The sequence below is a fragment of the Kitasatospora sp. NPDC085895 genome, assembly GCF_040702125.1.
GTDB lineage: Bacteria > Actinomycetota > Actinomycetes > Streptomycetales > Streptomycetaceae > Kitasatospora > Kitasatospora arboriphila.
On sequence record NZ_JBFBJY010000044.1, the window covers coordinates 54,013 to 69,570 of the forward strand.

15 protein-coding genes and 2 tRNA genes are annotated in these 15,558 nt (G+C 73.4%); 13 read left to right on the plus strand and 4 right to left on the minus strand.

Translation table 11 applies throughout. The features are described from left to right. Nucleotides 1–23: 23 nt before the first annotated feature. The 8 genes from AB0442_RS25160 (at nucleotide 24) to AB0442_RS25195 (ending at nucleotide 7,500) form a co-directional block, all read left to right on the plus strand. On the plus strand, nucleotides 24–473 hold the full coding sequence (locus tag AB0442_RS25160; RefSeq protein ID WP_366165492.1) for a helix-turn-helix domain-containing protein: 450 nt from the start codon (nucleotides 24–26) through the stop codon (nucleotides 471–473). A gap of 104 nt (nucleotides 474–577) precedes the next feature. Beyond that, nucleotides 578–653 (plus strand) — tRNA-Thr (locus AB0442_RS25165). 222 nt (nucleotides 654–875) lie between these two features. Continuing rightward, entirely contained in the window at nucleotides 876–1,550 is a 675-nt protein-coding gene (locus AB0442_RS25170) for a LuxR C-terminal-related transcriptional regulator (RefSeq protein WP_366165494.1), read from the plus strand. A gap of 84 nt (nucleotides 1,551–1,634) precedes the next feature. Beyond that, on the plus strand, nucleotides 1,635–2,738 hold the full coding sequence (gene galT / locus AB0442_RS25175; RefSeq protein WP_366165496.1) for a galactose-1-phosphate uridylyltransferase: 1,104 nt from the start codon (nucleotides 1,635–1,637) through the stop codon (nucleotides 2,736–2,738). Further along, the gene (gene galE, locus AB0442_RS25180) at nucleotides 2,735–3,697 is read left to right on the plus strand and encodes a UDP-glucose 4-epimerase GalE (RefSeq protein ID WP_366165498.1); all 963 of its coding nucleotides are present in this window, start codon (nucleotides 2,735–2,737) and stop codon (nucleotides 3,695–3,697) included. The genes galT and galE overlap by 4 nt, the downstream gene beginning before the upstream one ends. Next, nucleotides 3,694–4,827, plus strand: coding sequence for a galactokinase (gene galK / locus AB0442_RS25185; RefSeq protein WP_366165500.1), 1,134 nt, complete (start codon nucleotides 3,694–3,696; stop codon nucleotides 4,825–4,827). Before galE ends, galK begins: the two co-directional genes overlap by 4 nt. Nucleotides 4,828–5,025: 198 nt before the next feature. Beyond that, nucleotides 5,026–5,868, plus strand: coding sequence for a response regulator transcription factor (locus AB0442_RS25190; RefSeq protein WP_366165501.1), 843 nt, complete (start codon nucleotides 5,026–5,028; stop codon nucleotides 5,866–5,868). A 90-nt stretch (nucleotides 5,869–5,958) separates the two neighbouring features. Further along, nucleotides 5,959–7,500, plus strand: a complete 1,542-nt coding sequence (locus AB0442_RS25195; protein ID WP_366165503.1) for a nucleoside-diphosphate sugar epimerase/dehydratase — start codon at nucleotides 5,959–5,961, stop codon at nucleotides 7,498–7,500. Nucleotides 7,501–7,539: 39 nt separating this feature from the next. Here the strand turns inward: AB0442_RS25195 and AB0442_RS25200 are convergent, their stop codons facing one another. Next, complete coding sequence (locus AB0442_RS25200; RefSeq protein WP_363541401.1) at nucleotides 7,540–8,034, minus strand: MarR family transcriptional regulator; 495 nt, start codon at nucleotides 8,032–8,034, stop codon at nucleotides 7,540–7,542. A gap of 111 nt (nucleotides 8,035–8,145) precedes the next feature. On the opposite strand from AB0442_RS25200, the gene AB0442_RS25205 reads away from it, so the two are divergent. Beyond that, nucleotides 8,146–8,952 carry a methyltransferase domain-containing protein gene (locus AB0442_RS25205; RefSeq protein WP_366165505.1) on the plus strand — a complete coding sequence of 269 codons (807 nt, stop codon included), beginning with the start codon at nucleotides 8,146–8,148 and terminating at the stop codon, nucleotides 8,950–8,952. A gap of 41 nt (nucleotides 8,953–8,993) precedes the next feature. Here AB0442_RS25205 and AB0442_RS25210 read toward each other — a convergent pair whose 3' ends face one another. From AB0442_RS25210 to AB0442_RS25220, 3 genes are all read right to left on the minus strand, one after another. Continuing rightward, on the minus strand, nucleotides 8,994–9,857 hold the full coding sequence (locus AB0442_RS25210) for a DMT family transporter (RefSeq protein WP_344628217.1): 864 nt from the start codon (nucleotides 9,855–9,857) through the stop codon (nucleotides 8,994–8,996). An 18-nt stretch (nucleotides 9,858–9,875) separates the two neighbouring features. Beyond that, nucleotides 9,876–10,538 (minus strand): TetR/AcrR family transcriptional regulator, encoded by a 663-nt coding sequence (locus AB0442_RS25215; protein WP_344628222.1) that lies wholly within the window; start codon nucleotides 10,536–10,538, stop codon nucleotides 9,876–9,878. 92 nt (nucleotides 10,539–10,630) lie between these two features. Beyond that, nucleotides 10,631–11,587, minus strand: coding sequence for an acyl-CoA desaturase (locus AB0442_RS25220; RefSeq protein WP_366165515.1), 957 nt, complete (start codon nucleotides 11,585–11,587; stop codon nucleotides 10,631–10,633). 201 nt (nucleotides 11,588–11,788) lie between these two features. On the opposite strand from AB0442_RS25220, the gene AB0442_RS25225 reads away from it, so the two are divergent. The 4 genes from AB0442_RS25225 (at nucleotide 11,789) to AB0442_RS25240 (ending at nucleotide 15,418) form a co-directional block, all read left to right on the plus strand. Continuing rightward, nucleotides 11,789–11,859 (plus strand) — tRNA-Gln (locus AB0442_RS25225). Between the two features lie 71 nt (nucleotides 11,860–11,930). Next, on the plus strand, nucleotides 11,931–13,388 hold the full coding sequence (glmU, locus tag AB0442_RS25230) for a bifunctional UDP-N-acetylglucosamine diphosphorylase/glucosamine-1-phosphate N-acetyltransferase GlmU (protein ID WP_363541398.1): 1,458 nt from the start codon (nucleotides 11,931–11,933) through the stop codon (nucleotides 13,386–13,388). A gap of 205 nt (nucleotides 13,389–13,593) precedes the next feature. After that, nucleotides 13,594–14,571, plus strand: a complete 978-nt coding sequence (locus AB0442_RS25235; RefSeq protein WP_366165507.1) for a ribose-phosphate diphosphokinase — start codon at nucleotides 13,594–13,596, stop codon at nucleotides 14,569–14,571. A gap of 256 nt (nucleotides 14,572–14,827) precedes the next feature. Continuing rightward, a complete protein-coding gene (locus tag AB0442_RS25240; RefSeq protein ID WP_363541395.1) occupies nucleotides 14,828–15,418 on the plus strand; it encodes a 50S ribosomal protein L25/general stress protein Ctc in 591 nt (196 codons plus the stop codon). Nucleotides 15,419–15,558 lie beyond the last annotated feature (140 nt).

Genomic DNA, 15,558 nt, shown 5'->3' on the forward strand with positions numbered 1-15,558 from the left:
ACCGCCGGCGCTACCCTTGCGGTATGGCCACTCCCCAGCAGACCGCCGACCCGCGCCCCGAGACCCCGGGCGCCTGTCCCGGCGGCGACCAGGGGTTCGACATCTTCGCCGCCGTCTGCCCCAGCCGGGACGTGTTCGCCGAGCTCGCCGACAAGTGGTCGCTGCTGCTCCTGCTGAGCCTGCACAGCTGCGGCGAGCAGCGGTTCTCCGAGCTCCAGCGCGCGGTCGGCGGGGTCAGCCGCAAGATGCTCACCCAGTCCCTGCGCGCCCTGGAGCGGGACGGGCTGGTGCTGCGCACCGTCCACCCGGAGACCCCGCCGCGGGTCGTCTACGGGCTGCTGCCGCTGGGCCGCACCCTCGCGGAGCGGATCGCCCCGCTCGGTGACTGGGTCGAGTCCTACGCCGGTCAGGTGGTGGCGGCGCGCGAGCGTTTCGACCGGGCGCACGGCGGGGCCTGCGCCCCGCAGGACTGATCCGGGGCCCGATCGAAGCGCCCGCGACCGATTTCCCTTTCCGGCCGCCCACCCTGTAATGTCTTCCTCGTTCGCGGGGAACACCGGGAACACACCGAGAACAAGCCCCTATAGCTCAGTCGGTAGAGCGTCTCCATGGTAAGGAGAAGGTCTGCGGTTCGATTCCGCATGGGGGCTCCACGGAGCTCGAAGGCCCTCGCCGCACGGCGGGGGCCTTCGGCGTTTCCCCGTATGTATTCCCCGGGCCTTTCCCGGATCTTCCCCGGACCGGCCCCGAGTCCCGTTCCGGGCCGCCAGGCGGCCTGGCGGACCCGCCGGGGATGCGCTGTGATGGTGCGTCACGCACCGGGCCGGGTGCGGAGGTCCCCGGCGGAACGGCGCGGGGGACTGGGGGAGGGCGCCGTGGGCGTTCGGCTCGTGATCGTCGACGACCACCGCCTGCTGGCCGAGGCCCTGGCGGCCGCCCTGCGGCTGCGCGGGCACCGCGTCCTCGCCGTGGGGGCGCCCGCCGCCGCCGTCGGCGGTCTGGTCGCCGGGCGGCGGCCCGAGGTCTGCCTGCTGGGGATCGCCGAGCCGGCCGAGGACGCCGACCCGTTCGGCCCGCTGCGGCAGCTGCGGGCGGAGCGGCCCGAGTTGGCCGTCGTGGTGCTCGGCCCGGTCGGCGACCCCGGGCGGGTGGCGGCGGCCTTCGCCGCCGGCGCGGCCGGCTACGTGCGCAGCGACGAGCGGATCGAGGTCGTCGAGCGTGCCGTCGCCCGGGTCCGGGCGGGCGAGGCCGCGGTCGCCGTCGACGTGCTGCGGGGTGCCTTCGAGGCGCTGCTGCGCCCGGCCGCCGAGCCGGACGACGACGCCGTGCGGCTGCTGCGGCTGCTCACCCGGCGCGAGGCCCAGGTGCTGGCGCGGATCGCCGAGGGCGAGGACACCGCGGCGATCGCCGCGGGGATGGGCATCGCCTCCAGCACCGCGCGCACCCACGTCCAGCGGGTGCTGGTGAAGCTGGGCGCCCGCTCCCGGCTGGAGGCGGCGGCGGTGGCCGCCAGGACCGGACTGCTGGACCGGGTGGACCGGTCCGCCTGACCCTTCGCGAACCCCCTCGGATGTTGACTTGTGGTCGGTGGTGTTCGAATATGTTGGAGAGCGAGGAGATCGGAGCAGTCCATCGTGAAGAAGACCGTCACCAAGCTCGCGGACGGCCGCGAGCTCATCTACTTCGACACGGACGGCTCCGTGCTGCGGGACTGTGCCGACCTGCGCCCGCTGGAGCCCGCGGCCAGCCTCTCCGAGATCCGCCGGGACCCGGTCAGCGGCGACTGGGTGACCGTCGCCGCCCACCGGCAGGCCCGCACCTACCACCCGCCGGCCGACGAGTGCCCGCTCTGCCCGTCCCGCGACGGCCGGCTCAGCGAGATCCCCGCCGCCGACTACCAGGTCGCGGTCTTCGAGAACCGCTTCCCGTCCCTGGCCGCCGACGCCGCCGCGCACGCGGCCGACCACCACCACCCGGTCGCCGAGTCCGCCGCCGGCACCGGCCGCTGCGAGGTGGTCTGCTTCACCGCCGACCACGCGAAGTCCTTCGCCGACCTCGACGAGCGGCACGCCCGCCTCGTCCTCGACGCCTGGACGGACCGGACGGCCGAGCTGTCCGCCCTGCCGGACGTGCGCCAGGTGTACTGCTTCGAGAACCGCGGCGCGGAGATCGGCGTCACCCTCGCCCACCCGCACGGGCAGATCTACGCCTTCCCCTTCGTCACCCCGCGCACGGCCCGCGCCGCGGCACGCGCCGCCGACCACCGGGCCCGCACCGGCCGCAACCTCTTCGAGGACCTGCTCGCCGCCGAACGCGCCGACCCCGTCCGGGTGGTGCTGGCCGGCGAGCACTGGACGGCCTTCGTCCCGTTCGCCGCCCGCTGGCCCTACGAGGTGCACCTCCACCCGAACCGCCGGGTGCCCGACCTGACCGGCCTCACCGAGGCCGAACGCGCCGAGCTCCCCGCCGTCCTCCTGGAACTGCTGCGCCGCTTCGACCGGCTGTTCATCGAGCCCGGGCAGAATGAGCAGGCCCAGCCGACGCCGTACATCGCGGCCTGGCACCAGGCGCCCGCCCTCGGAGGAGAGGAGCTGGCACTGCACCTGGAGCTGTTCACGATCCGTCGTACGGTGGGCAAGCTCAAGTTCCTCGCCGGCGTCGAGTCCGGCATGGACGCGTTCGTCAACGACGTGTCGCCCGAGACGGCGGCACAGCGCCTGCGGGAGGTCGCATCATGAGTAAGTACCTGGTCACGGGTGGTGCCGGGTATGTGGGCAGCGTGGTCGCCGCCCACCTGCTGGAGGCCGGACACCAGGTCACCGTGCTCGACGACCTCTCGACCGGCTTCGCCGAGGGCGTCCCGGCGGGTGCCGAGTTCGTCCGCGGCCGGATCCAGGACGCCGCCGAGGTGCTCGACGGCTCCTACGACGGCGTCCTGCACTTCGCCGCCTCCTCGCAGGTCGGCGAGTCCGTCGCCGACCCGGAGAAGTACTGGCGCAACAACGTGGCCGGCTCCCTGGAGCTGATCTCCGCGATGCGCAAGGCCGGTGTGCGCAAGCTCGTCTTCTCCTCCACCGCCGCCGTCTACGGCGAGCCCGAGGCCGTCCCGATCGCGGAGACCGCCCGCACCGCGCCCACCAACACCTACGGCGCCACCAAGCTCGCCGTCGACCACCTGATCACCGGCGAGGCCGTCGCCCACGGCCTCGCCGCCGTCTCGCTGCGCTACTTCAACGTGGCCGGCGCCCACGGTGAGTACGGCGAGCGCCACGACCCCGAGTCGCACCTCATCCCGCTGGTCTTCCAGGCCGCCCTCGGCCAGCGCCCGCACATCGCCGTCTACGGCGACGACTACCCGACCCCGGACGGCACCTGCATCCGCGACTACATCCACGTCGCGGACCTCGCCGAGGCCCACCTGCTCGCCCTCGACGCCGCCCGGCCCGGCGAGCACCTGATCTGCAACCTCGGCAACGGCAACGGCTTCTCCGTCCGCCAGGTCATCGAGTCCGTCAAGCGCGTGACCGGCCGCGAGATCCCCGTCGTCACCGCCGAGCGCCGCCCCGGCGACCCGGCCGTCCTGGTCGCCTCCGCCGCCCGCGCCCGCGAGGCGCTCGGCTGGCGGCCCCGCCGCCCCGAGCTCGACGACATCGTCGCCGACGCCTGGGCCTTCACCCTGGAGAAGCGAGCCCGATGACAGATGCCCAGTCCGTCCGCGACGGCGCCGCCCCGGCAGGGGTCTGGGCTGCGCCCGGCCGGGTCAACCTGATCGGCGAACACACCGACTACAACGACGGCTTCGTGCTGCCCGTGGCCCTGCCGCAGGCCGCCCGCGCCGACGTCCGGCTCCGCACCGACGGCCTGCTCCGCCTGCACAGCGAGCAGGCCGGGGGCGGTCCGGTGGAGCTCGCGGTGGCCGATCTCGTCCCCGGCAGTGTGGACGGCTGGGCCAAGTACCCGGCCGCCGTGGTGTGGACGCTGCGCGCGGCCGGGTACGGGGTCGGCGGCGCCGACGTCCGCATCGACAGCTCGGTGCCGACCGGGGCGGGCCTGTCCTCCTCGGCCGCCATCGAGTGCGTGGTCGCCACCGCCTACAACGACCTGCACGGCCTCGGCCTCGACGGCCCGGCCCTCGCCCGGCTCGCCCAGCGCGCCGAGAACGAGTTCGTCGGCGTGCCCTGCGGGATCATGGACCAGATGGCCTCGGTCTGCTGCACCGAGGGCAACGCGCTCTTCCTGGACACCCGCGACCTCGCCCAGCGGCAGGTCCCGCTCGACCTCGCCGGGGCCGGCCTGCGGCTCCTGGTGATCGACACCCGGGTCAAGCACGACCTCGCCGACGGCGCCTACGCCGAACTGAGGGCCGGCTGCGAACGCGCCGCCGCAACTCTCGGCCTGCCCGCCCTGCGGGACCTCGACCCCGCCGTCCTGGCCGCCGCGCTGGAGCGGCTGCCCGCGGAACTGCGGCCGCTGGTACGGCACGTGGTCACCGAGAACGCCCGCGTCCGGGAGGCGATCGCCCACCTCGACCTCGGCGACCTCGCCGCGCTCGGGCCGATCCTCACCGCCGGGCACGCCTCGCTCCGCGACGACTACGAGGTCTCCTGCCCCGAGACCGACCTCGCGGTCGACACCGCCGTCGCGGCCGGCGCCCTCGGCGCCCGGATGACCGGCGGCGGCTTCGGCGGCTCCGTGATCGCCCTGACCGCCGCCGACACCCTCGACGCGGTCGCCGCCGCCGTCGCCACCGCCTTCACCGACGCCGGCTACGCGGCCCCCCGCACCTTCACCGCCGTCCCGGCCCGGGGCGCGCACCGCATCGGCTGACGGGCACCGGAGCGCGGGGGTGCACCGTTCGCGGTGCGCTCCGTGCCGTCCGCGCGGACCCGGTTCGTGGTTGCTGCGCGAAGGTCAAATCCCTAGGGAATGAAGAAACTTCACCAATCCCCCACCCTTCACGCGCCCCTCCCGTACGCTGAGTCCGGTACCGGTGGGGGGTCGGCGCCGGAGCAGGGGGGACGAACGATGGGACGTACTCGCGTCCTGGTGGTCGACGACCACCGCATCTTCGCCGAGGCGCTGGCCACGGCGCTCGCCGCCGAGCCCGAGATCGAGGTCGGCGCGGCCGGCACCGCCGCCGCCGCCGAACGCGCGCTGGAGCGCGCCGCCGCCGAGGGACGCCCGTACGACATCGTCCTGGTGGACGCCGACCTGACCCCCGCGGTCGGCCGTCCCGGCCAGGCCCGCTCCCGCGACAGGTTCCCCGTCGCGGTCGTGCCGCTGCCGCGCCGCGAGGCCTCGCCGGCGCCGGCGCCCGGCGACGGCATCGCCCTGGTGGCCCGGATCTGTCGCACCCATCCGGCGCTCCGCGCCGTGGTGCTCGCCACCGACGACGACCCGCGCCGCGCCGTGCGCGCGCTGCAGGCGGGGGCGTCGGGCTGGGTCGCCAAGGAGAGCTCGCTGGGGCGGCTGCTGGCCGTCGTCCGCGGGGTGCTGCGTGACGAGACACACCTGCCGCCGGCCCTGCTGACGGGCGTGGTAAGGGAGTTGACCAGTGCCCGGCGCGACCGGACGGAGAGCGAGCGGCTGGTCGGCACGCTGACCCCCCGTGAGGAGGAGGTGCTGCGGTGCATGGTGGCCGGCCTCGGCCGGCAGGCCGTCGCCGAACGGCTGTACCTCTCGCCGCACACCGTCCGCACCCACATGCAGAACGTCCTCGGCAAGCTCGGGGTGCACTCCACCCTCGCCGCCGTCGCGGTGGCCCGCCGGGCGGGCATCACGCCCTCCGAGCCGCTGCCCCCGCCCGCCCCGGCTCAGCCACCGCACCCGCCGACCGTCGCCTCGAACGCAGGCCCGGGCGCCGGCTGAATCGTTTCCTCGCGCCCGCGCCGGGCGGGGGAGCGGCCGGACGCCACACCCAGGTACCGACTCCGTCAGGTCAGGGAGACCGGAGGACAGATGTCGCCCCACAGCACCGCCGCCCGTCCCGATGCACAGCCCGTCCCGGTCGCCGGGGCGGCAGCCGGCCCGCCGGGCCTGCGCACCCTGGTGATCGGCGGTGGCGCCGCGGGGTCGGCGCTGGTCCGCGACCTGATCCGGACCCCGGAGTTCGGCCTCGCCCCGGTCGGCGTCCTCGACGACGACCCCGCCAAGGCGGGCACGGCCGTGGACGGCGTTCCGGTGCTGGGCCCGCTGGCCGGACTGACGCCGCTGGCGGTGGCGCACGGCGCGCAGGTGGTGGTGCTGGCGATCCCGGGGCTGCCGCACCAGCAGGTACGGGCGCTGGCGACGGCGGCGGCCGCGGCCGGGGCGGCCGTCCGCTACCTGCCGTCCTTCCTGTCGGCGCTCCGCCGCGAGGTGGTCGGCTCGGACCTGCGCAGCCTGGACGTCAACACGCTGATCGGCCGGCACGAGGTGCACGTGGTCTCGCCGGACGTCCGGGCGGTGATCGAGGGCCGCCGGGTGCTGGTGACGGGCGCGGGCGGGTCGATCGGCAGCGAGCTCTGCCGCCAGGTGCACGCCTTCAACCCGTCCGAGCTGTACATGCTCGACCACGACGAGTCCAACCTGCACCGGCTCCAGCTGGAGATCTGGGGCGAGGCGCTGCTCACCGACGACTCGCTGGTGATCGCGGACATCCGGGACCGGCCGCGGATCCAGCAGATCTTCCGCGACCTGCGGCCGGAGGTCGTGTTCCACGCGGCGGCGCACAAGCACCTGCCGCTGCTGGAGCGGCACCCGAGCGAGGCGGTGAAGTCCAACGTCCTCGGCACCGACCACCTGGTGGAGGCGGCGCTGGCCACCGGCGTGGAACGGTTCGTGCTGATCTCCACCGACAAGGCGGCCGATCCGACCTCCGTGCTCGGGGCGAGCAAGCGGCTGGCCGAGCTGATCGTCCGGGCGAACGCCCGCGACGCCCGGAACCTGGGCACCGGGGTGTTCTCGGCCGTCCGGTTCGGCAACGTGCTGGGCTCGCGCGGCTCGCTGCTGTCGGTGCTGGAGGAGCAGCTGCGCAGCGGCGGCCCGGTGACCGTCACCCATCCCGACGTGACCCGCTTCTTCATGACCATCGAGGAGGCCGTCGGCCTGGTGCTGGAAGCCGGCCGGATGGCGGAGGGCGGCGAGGTCTTCGTGCTCGACATGGGCGAGCCGGTGCGGATCGTCGACCTGGTGCACAACTTCGCCCGGCAGGTGCAGCTCGGCGCGGAGGACGTGGAGATCCGCTACACCGGCCTGCGGGCGGGAGAGAAGCTCAACGAGGCGCTGTTCTCGGAGGGCGAGGAACGGCTGCCGACCGAGCACGGCCGGATCTTCGCGACGGTGGCCGACGACGGCGGCCCGGAGGACCTGGCGGGCGGCCTGACCGGGCTGTACGCGGCGGCGAAGGTCAACGCGGACGCCGAGGTGCGCGACCGGCTGGCGGAGCTGCTGCCGGGCTACCGGACGCCGGAGGCCGTCCCGGTGCCGGCCCTGGCCACCCCGTACCCGGACGGCTTCTGAGGCGCGGGCGGCCCCGGGCGGGTCGGCGACGGGGCGCGGTCAGCCGGCCTGGTCGAAGGGGGCGACCAGGCAGCGCAGCAGCGCCGCGAGTTCGCCCTGCTGGTCGGAGCTGAGCTGGGCGAGGAGTTCGCGCTCGTGCGCGAGCAGGCCGGCGAGCGCCTGGTCGGCCTTGTCGCGGCCGTCGTCGGTGAGCCGGACGAGCACGCCTCGCCGGTCGTCCGGGTCGGGCAGCCGGCGGACGAGGTTCTTGCCGGTGAGCCGGTCGATCCGGTTGGTCATGGTGCCGGAGGTGACCAGGGTCTGGGTGAGCAGCTGGCCGGGGGAGAGCTGGTAGGGGGAGCCGGCCCGGCGCAGCGCCGTCAGCACGTCGAACTCCCACGGCTCCAGGCCGTGCTCGGCGAACGCGGTGCGGCGGGCACGGTCCAGGTGCCGGGCGAGTCGGCTGACCCGGCTGAGCACCTCGAGCGGTTCCACGTCGAGGTCGGGGCGCTCTCGGCGCCATGCTGCGACCAGGCGGTCGACCTCGTCCTCCATGACGATCAGTGTATCGGGGGTTGTGTCGATGTGAAGTCTCTTGACATCGAGAGTTTTCGCGCGCACCCTCTCGACTGGATATCTTGATGTCGAGATACTTCGGAGACCGCCATGCCCGCCACCGCCTGGGACCCCGCGCAGTACCTCCGCTTCGCCGACGAACGCACCCGCCCGCTGCACGAACTCGTCGCCCGGATGCCCGCCCTGCCGGCCGCCCCCGTCGTCCTCGACCTCGGCTGCGGCCCCGGCAACTCCACCGCCGTCCTGCGCGAACGCTGGCCCGACGCCCACCTCACCGGCGTCGACAACTCCGCGGACATGCTCGCCACCGCCCGTACCGACGGCGAACCGCACGCCGCCTACCTCCTGGCCGACGCCCGCACCTGGGACCCGGCCGGCGCCGCCCCCGACGCGATCGTCTCCAACGCCACCCTGCAGTGGCTCAACCCCGACGGCGCCGACCGCGCCGACCACCTGCCCCTGGTCGCCCGCTGGGCGGCCGCCCTGCGACCCGGTGGGGTGCTCGCCTTCCAGGTGCCCGGCAACTTCGACGCGCCCAGCCACACCCTGCTCGCCGGGCTCCGCGGCAGCGCCCGCTGGCGGGACGCCCTCGGCGAGGGCGCCGAACGGGCCGGCGTGCACGACAGCGCCGAGTACCTGCAGACCCTGCTCGGGGCCGACTGCACCGCGGACGTCTGGGAGACCACCTACCTGACCCTGCTCACCGGCCCCGACCCGGTGCTGCAGTGGGTCAAGGGCACCGCCCTGCGGCCCGTCCTCTCCCGGCTCACCGACCCGGCCGACCGGGAGGAGTTCCTCGCCGCCTACGGCGCCCTCCTGCGCGAGGCCTACCCGGCCGGGGAGCACGGCACCGTCTTCCCCTTCCGCCGCATCTTCGCCGTCGCACAACGCCGGTAGGGGGATCACCCCAGGGGCGCGCGGGCGGCCGAGGCGGCCCCCTACTTGTGGAAGTGGTGGTGGCCCGGCATGGCCGGGTGGCGGCCGAGGAGGACGACGCCGCCCACCACCGCCAGCAGCCCCACCACCTGGAAGGCCACCGCGACCGGGGTCACCCGCAGGCGGTCGCCGAGGAAGCCGACCGCGCAGGCGATCCCGGTCAGCGGCTGGGCCGCGGTCAGCGCGGGCAGCGACATCCGCAGCGGCGCCGCCTCGAAGGCCGACTGCACCAGCAGCAGGCCGACCACGCCGATCACCACCACCGCGTACGGCTGCCAGCTGTGCACCACCGCGCCGATGCCGTGCTCGTCCAGCCGCTCGGTGGTCATCCGGGTCAGGGCGTCCTGCAGCCCGTAGAGCAGTCCCGCGGCGAGCGCGAGCAGGGTGGCCTCCTCGAAGAGCGGCATGTGCTTGGCGACGAGCACCAGCAGCACGGCCAGCCCCGAGACGATGCCGACCACCAGCCAGAAGCGCAGGTGGCCGGCCTCGGTGCCGCCGCCCTGCGGACGGCCCGCCACGATGAAGGAGGTCACCCCCAGGGCGATCAGCGCCACTCCGGCCCAGCCGGAGCGGCCCAGTCGTGTCCCGGTGAGCCTGCGGGCCATCAGCATGGCGAACACCAGGTTGGTGGCGAGCAGCGGCTCGACGAGTGCCACCTCGCCCTGGCTCAGCGCGACCGCGCTGAGCACCAGGCCGGCGATCATGAAGCCGAGGCCGATCAGCCAGTCCGGCATCCTCGCCAGGTCGAGGAGCAACCGCCAGTGCAGCAGGTCGCTCTTGGGGGCACGCTGGGCGGCGTGCTGCTGCAGCACGAAGCCCAGGCCCAGGCAGCAGGCCGCCCCCACTGCCAGAATGAAGACCGCCACGCGACCACCTCGGTGCCGTCACACCCGTCGTTCGCCCACCAGCTTCGGATGCCGCTCCAGGCCCTCCAGGCCGTGCCACGCCAGATTCACCAGATGGGCGGCCACTTCGGCCTTCTGCGGCTTGCGCACCTCCAGCCACCACTGGCCGGTGAGCGCGACCATCCCGACCAGCATCTGCGAGTACATCGGTGCCAGCCGGGGATCGAATCCCCGGGACTTGAACTCCAGTCCCAGGATGTCCTCGACCTGGGTGGCGATGTCGCTGATCAGCGAGGCGAAGCTGCCGGTCGACTGCGCGACCGGCGAGTCCCGGACGAGGATCTTGAAACCGTCGGTCGAGGTGTCGATGTAGTCCATCAGCGCGAAGGCCGCCTGCTCCAGCAGCTCGCGGGAGTGCCCGCCGGTCAGCGCCCCGGTCACCATGTCCAGCAGCAGCTGCATCTCCCGGTCGACCACGACGGCGTACAGCCCCTCCTTGCCGCCGAAGTGCTCGTAGACGACGGGCTTGGAGACCCCGGCGCGCTCGGCGATCTCCTCGACCGAGGTGCCGTCGTAGCCGCGCTCCGCGAAGACCGACCGGCCGATCTCCAGCAGCTGCTCGCGCCGCTGCTTGCCGGTCATCCGGACCCGGCCGCCCGCCCGCCCGCCGCGCGCGGCCGGTGCGGAGCGGGTGCGGCCCACCGCGGCGCCGTCCCCGCCGGTCGCGTGCTGGTGGCCGTCCGCGGTGTCTGCGTTGCTCCCGTTCACCCCTACATCATGCTGCAGCGGGCGGGTCATACGGCGCGGCGGGCGTCGATCCGCTCGGCCCCCGGCCAGCGGACGTCGGTCGCCCAGCCCGCACGCTCGAACCAGCGGATCAGGCGGGCCGAGGAGTCGACCTGGCCGCGCAGCACACCGTGCCGGGCGCTGGTCGGGTCGGCGTGGTGCAGGTTGTGCCAGGACTCGCCGCAGGAGAGCACCGCCAGCCACCAGACGTTGCCGGACCGGTCGCGGGACTTGAACGGCCGCTCGCCGACGGCGTGGCAGATCGAGTTGATCGACCAGGTCACGTGGTGCAGCAGGGCGATCCGCACCAGCGAACCCCAGAAGAAGGCGGACAGCGCCCCCTGCCACGACATCGCGACCAGTCCGCCGACCACCGGCGGGATCAGCAGCGACAGGGCCGTCCAGAGCCAGAACAGCCGGGAGACCCGCCTTATGGCCGGGTCGGCGATCAGGTCCGGGGCGTACTTGTGCTGCGGGGTCTGCTCCTCGTCGAAGAGCCAGCCCATGTGCGCCCAGAACAGGCCCTTCACCAGGGCCGGCACGCTCTCGCCGTACCGCCACGGGGAGTGCGGGTCGCCCTCCTTGTCGCTGAACCGGTGGTGCTTGCGGTGGTCGGCCACCCAGCGCACCAGCGGCCCCTCCACGGCGAGGCTGCCGGCCACCGCCATGGCGATGCGCAGCGGGCGGGCGGCCTTGAAGGAGCCGTGCGTGAAGTAGCGGTGGTAGCCGACGGTGATGCCGTGGCAGGTCACGAAGTACATGACGGTCGCGATCGCGACGTCCGTCCAGCCGAGGCCCCACCCCCAGGCCACCGGGACGGCGGCCAGCAGGGCCAGGAAGGGGACGGCGATGAACAGGCCCAGGGTGATCCGCTCGGCCATTCCCTGTTTCTCCCCGCCGAGGGTCGCGGAGACCTGGGCGGGTGGCTTCTGCGCCGCCATGGTGGGTGCTGCACCGGCCTGCATGGTCATGGGGGCGTCCTCGGGAGGGAGCGGAACCTACGTATGCGTAACCTACGGCATCGTAGGTTCCGCGGCATCCGATGGGAAGACGTGTCGCACCGGCGGGACTCCGGAGGGTGGTGGATGCAGAGCGGCGCACCCCGTACTCTTAGCCCTGCATTGCCCGCCGACGTCCGTCGGCGCGTCACCCGTGCACGGCATCCGTCCCGGATCGTCTAAGGGCAGGACAGCTGGTTTTGGTCCAGCTTATGGGGGTTCGAATCCTCCTCCGGGAGCTCCGCACACAGCCCCGACCGTCCGGCAGGCGCGCCCGACCCTCCCTCAGAACAACCGAGGAGCCCTCCGCGTGACTGCCAAGAAGACCGCTGCCGTGATCGTGCTCGCCGCCGGCGGCGGCACCCGGATGAAGTCCAACCGGCTGCCGAAGGTGCTGCACGAGATCTGCGGCCGGTCCCTCGTCGGTCACGCCGTCGCCGCCGCCCGGGAGCTGGAGCCCGAGCACCTCGTCGTGGTCGTCGGCCACCTGCGCGAGCTCGTCGCCGCCCACCTGGAGCAGCACTACGCGGGCGTGCGCACCGCCGTCCAGGAGCAGCAGAACGGCACCGGCCACGCCGTCCGCACCGCCCTCGACGCGCTGACCGCCGACGGCACCGCCCTCGACGGCACCGTGCTCGTCACCACCGGCGACGCCCCGCTGCTCACCGGCGCCACCCTGCGGGCCCTCGCGGAGGCGCACGCCGAGCAGGGCAACGGCGTCACCGTGCTGACCGCCGTGGTGCCGGACGCGAACGGCTACGGCCGGATCCTGCGCGACGACCACGGCGCGGTCGCCGCGATCGTCGAGCACAAGGACGCCACCGACGAGCAGCGCGCCGTCTCCGAGATCAACTCCGGTGTGTTCGCCTTCGACGCGAAGCTGCTCGCCGAGGCGCTCGGCCGGCTCACCACCGACAACGTCCAGGGCGAGGAGTACCTCACCGACACCCTGGAGATCCTGCGCACCGGCGGCCACCGGGTCGGCGCCGTGGTCGCCGACGACTTCCGCGACATCCTGGGCATCAACGACCGGGTGCAGCTCGCCGAGGCCCGCCGGATGCTCAACGACCGGCTGCTGGAGCAGGCCATGCGGGCCGGCGTCACCGTCGTCGACCCGGCCACCACCTGGTTCGACGTCCAGGTGAGCTACGAGCCGGACGCGGTCGTGCTGCCCGGCACCCAGCTGCAGGGCGCCACCCACCTGGGCGAGGGCTGCACCGTGGGCCCGAACTCCACCGTGACCGACAGCACCATCGGCGCCGGCGCCACCGTGAGCAACGCCACGGTGATCGAGGCCGAGGTCGGCGAGTCCGCCTCGGTGGGCCCCTACGCCTACCTCCGCCCGGGCGCCAAGCTCGCCCGCAAGGCCAAGGCCGGCACCTACGTCGAGATCAAGAACTCCGAGCTCGGCGAGGGCGCCAAGGTGCCGCACCTCTCGTACATCGGCGACGCGACGATCGGTGAGGGCAGCAACGTCGGCGCGGCCTCCGTCACCGTCAACTACGACGGCGTCAACAAGCACCGCACCGTGATCGGGGCGCACTGCCGCACCGGCTCGGACAACATGTTCATCGCCCCGGTGACCGTCGGCGACGGCGCCTACACGGCGGCCGGCTCGGTGATCTACCAGGACGTCCCGGCCGGTTCGCTGGGCGTCGCCCGGGCGCAGCAGCGGAACATCGCCGGCTGGGTCGCCCGCAAGCGCCCCGGCACGGCCGCCGCCGAGGCGGCCGCCAAGGCCGAGGCGTCCGGGACGCCCGAGGCCTGAGCGGCTGCGGGGGATCTTGGGAAGCGGTCCCGGGGCGGACGGTCCCCTGCGCACCGCGTAACCTGGAGTACATACGTGCGCCACTGGGTTGACCGTACTCGTCCCGGCGTACCCCAAATCCCCCGCCGACCGACGTCCCCGAGCGCTGCTGCCCGGGTGCGCCGTGGCGGGTCCATGTGCGGCAGCAACGCGAGGAGACGGTGCAGTGAGCGGGATCACGACGTCGGGTGAGAAGAAGCTCAAGCTCTTCTCCGGCCGTGCCCACCCCGAGCTGGCGGAGGAGGTGGCCCGGGCGCTCGACACCGAACTGGTTCCCACCAAGGCCCTGGACTTCGCGAACGGTGAGATCTACGTCCGCTTCCTGGAGTCGGCCCGCGGCGCGGACTGCTTCGTGATCCAGAGCCACACGGCTCCGATCAACCAGTGGATCATGGAACAGCTGATCATGATCGACGCGCTGAAGCGGGCCTCGGCGCACAGCATCACGGCGATCCTGCCGTTCTACGGCTACGCCCGGCAGGACAAGAAGCACCTCGGCCGCGAGCCCATCTCGGCCCGCCTGGTCGCCGACCTGCTCCGCCAGGCCGGTGCCGACCGCCTGATGGCCGTGGACCTGCACACCGCGCAGATCCAGGGCTTCTTCGACGGCCCGGTGGACCACCTGTTCGCGCTGCCGATGCTGGCCGACTACGTGGGCGAGCGGGTCGACCGCACCAAGCTCACCATCGTCTCGCCGGACGCCGGCCGGGTGAAGGTCGCCGACCAGTGGTGCGACCGCCTGAACGCCCCGCTGGCGATCATCCACAAGCGCCGCGACATGACGCAGGCCAACACGATCCTGTCCGCCGAGGTCGTCGGCGACGTCAAGGGCCGGGTCTGCGTCCTGGTCGACGACATGATCGACACCGCCGGCACCATCTGCGCCGCCGCCGACGCGCTCTACGACAACGGCGCCGCCGACGTGATCGTCGCGGCCACCCACGGCGTGCTCTCCGGCCCGGCCGCGGACCGCCTGAAGAACTCCCGCGTCAGCGAGTTCGTCTTCACCAACACCCTGCCCACCCCGCAGCAGCTGCAGCTGGACAAGGTGACCACCCTCTCGATCGCCCCCTCGATCGCCGCCGCGATCAAGGAGGTCTTCGAGGACGGTTCGGTGACCAGCCTCTTCGAGGGCGTGCACTGACCGTCCGCCCCGGACGTCCGGCCCCCGCACGCCGCGCGTGCGGGGGCCGATTTCACGTTGACGCCACCACCGGTTAGACTCGTGGAACTGCTCGGCGAGGGATGCCGTGTGCCCGTACGGGTGCCGCAACCGTGATCGACGCGCTGCTTCCAGTAGTCGTCCGCCGCCGAGCGACCCCCAAGGTACTTGAGGGTGTGGCCCGGCGGTTTTTGTCGTTCCTGCACCCGCGCCAGTCTTTCTCCCGAGGAGTGCAGTCGTGTCCGAGATCCGCCTTGCCGCCGAGACCCGCACCGAGTTCGGCAAGGGTGCCGCCCGTCGCGCCCGCCGCGCCGGCTTCGTCCCCGGTGTCGTCTACGGCCACGGCCACGCGCCGGTCCACCTGAACCTGCCCGGCCACGACCTGATGATGGCCCTCAAGACCCCGAACGCCCTGCTGGTCGTCCCGATCGAGGGCAAGGACGAGTACGTCCTGCCGAAGGCCGTCCAGCGCGAGGCCATCAAGCGCAGCATCGAGCACGTCGACCTGCTCCTCGTGAAGCGCGGCGAGAAGGTCACCGTCGAGATCCCGGTCCACACCGAGGGCGAGCTGGCCCCCGGCGGCAACCTGATCGAGAACGTGCTGAACGCCCTCCCGATCGAGGCCGAGGCCACCCACCTGCCCGAGTCGGTCACCGTCTCCGTCGAGGGCCTGGAGGCCGGCGCCTCCATCACCGCCGGTGACATCGCCCTGCCGAAGGGCGCGACCCTGGCCGTCGAGGCCGACGCCGTCGTGCTGCAGGTCATCGGCGCCCAGGCCCCCGAGGCCACCGAGGAGGAGGCCGCCGAGGGCGAGGCCGTCGAGGCCTGATCCCCACCGGATCCGCTTCCGCCGCCCCCGGCCGCTCCTGACCCCAGGAGCGGCCGGGCATCCGCGCCTCCACCGGCACGGCCGTGCAGCAGAGCAACTGCCACCCCTTCCGGTACGGCCGCTGGCTGTGGATGCACAAC

Excerpts from the sequence above, each read along its gene's own strand:
- AB0442_RS25205 (WP_366165505.1), top strand. The coding sequence starts at position 8,146 with ATGCCCGCCACCGCCTGGGACCCCGCGCAGTACCTCCGCTTCGCCGAC.
- galE (WP_366165498.1), top strand. The coding sequence starts at position 2,735 with ATGAGTAAGTACCTGGTCACGGGTGGTGCCGGGTATGTGGGCAGCGTG.
- AB0442_RS25200 (WP_363541401.1), bottom strand. The coding sequence starts at position 8,034 with ATGGAGGACGAGGTCGACCGCCTGGTCGCAGCATGGCGCCGAGAGCGC.
- AB0442_RS25195 (WP_366165503.1), top strand. The coding sequence starts at position 5,959 with ATGTCGCCCCACAGCACCGCCGCCCGTCCCGATGCACAGCCCGTCCCG.
- AB0442_RS25160 (WP_366165492.1), top strand. The coding sequence starts at position 24 with ATGGCCACTCCCCAGCAGACCGCCGACCCGCGCCCCGAGACCCCGGGC.
- AB0442_RS25220 (WP_366165515.1), bottom strand. The coding sequence starts at position 11,587 with ATGCAGGCCGGTGCAGCACCCACCATGGCGGCGCAGAAGCCACCCGCC.
- AB0442_RS25190 (WP_366165501.1), top strand. The coding sequence starts at position 5,026 with ATGGGACGTACTCGCGTCCTGGTGGTCGACGACCACCGCATCTTCGCC.
- galK (WP_366165500.1), top strand. The coding sequence starts at position 3,694 with ATGACAGATGCCCAGTCCGTCCGCGACGGCGCCGCCCCGGCAGGGGTC.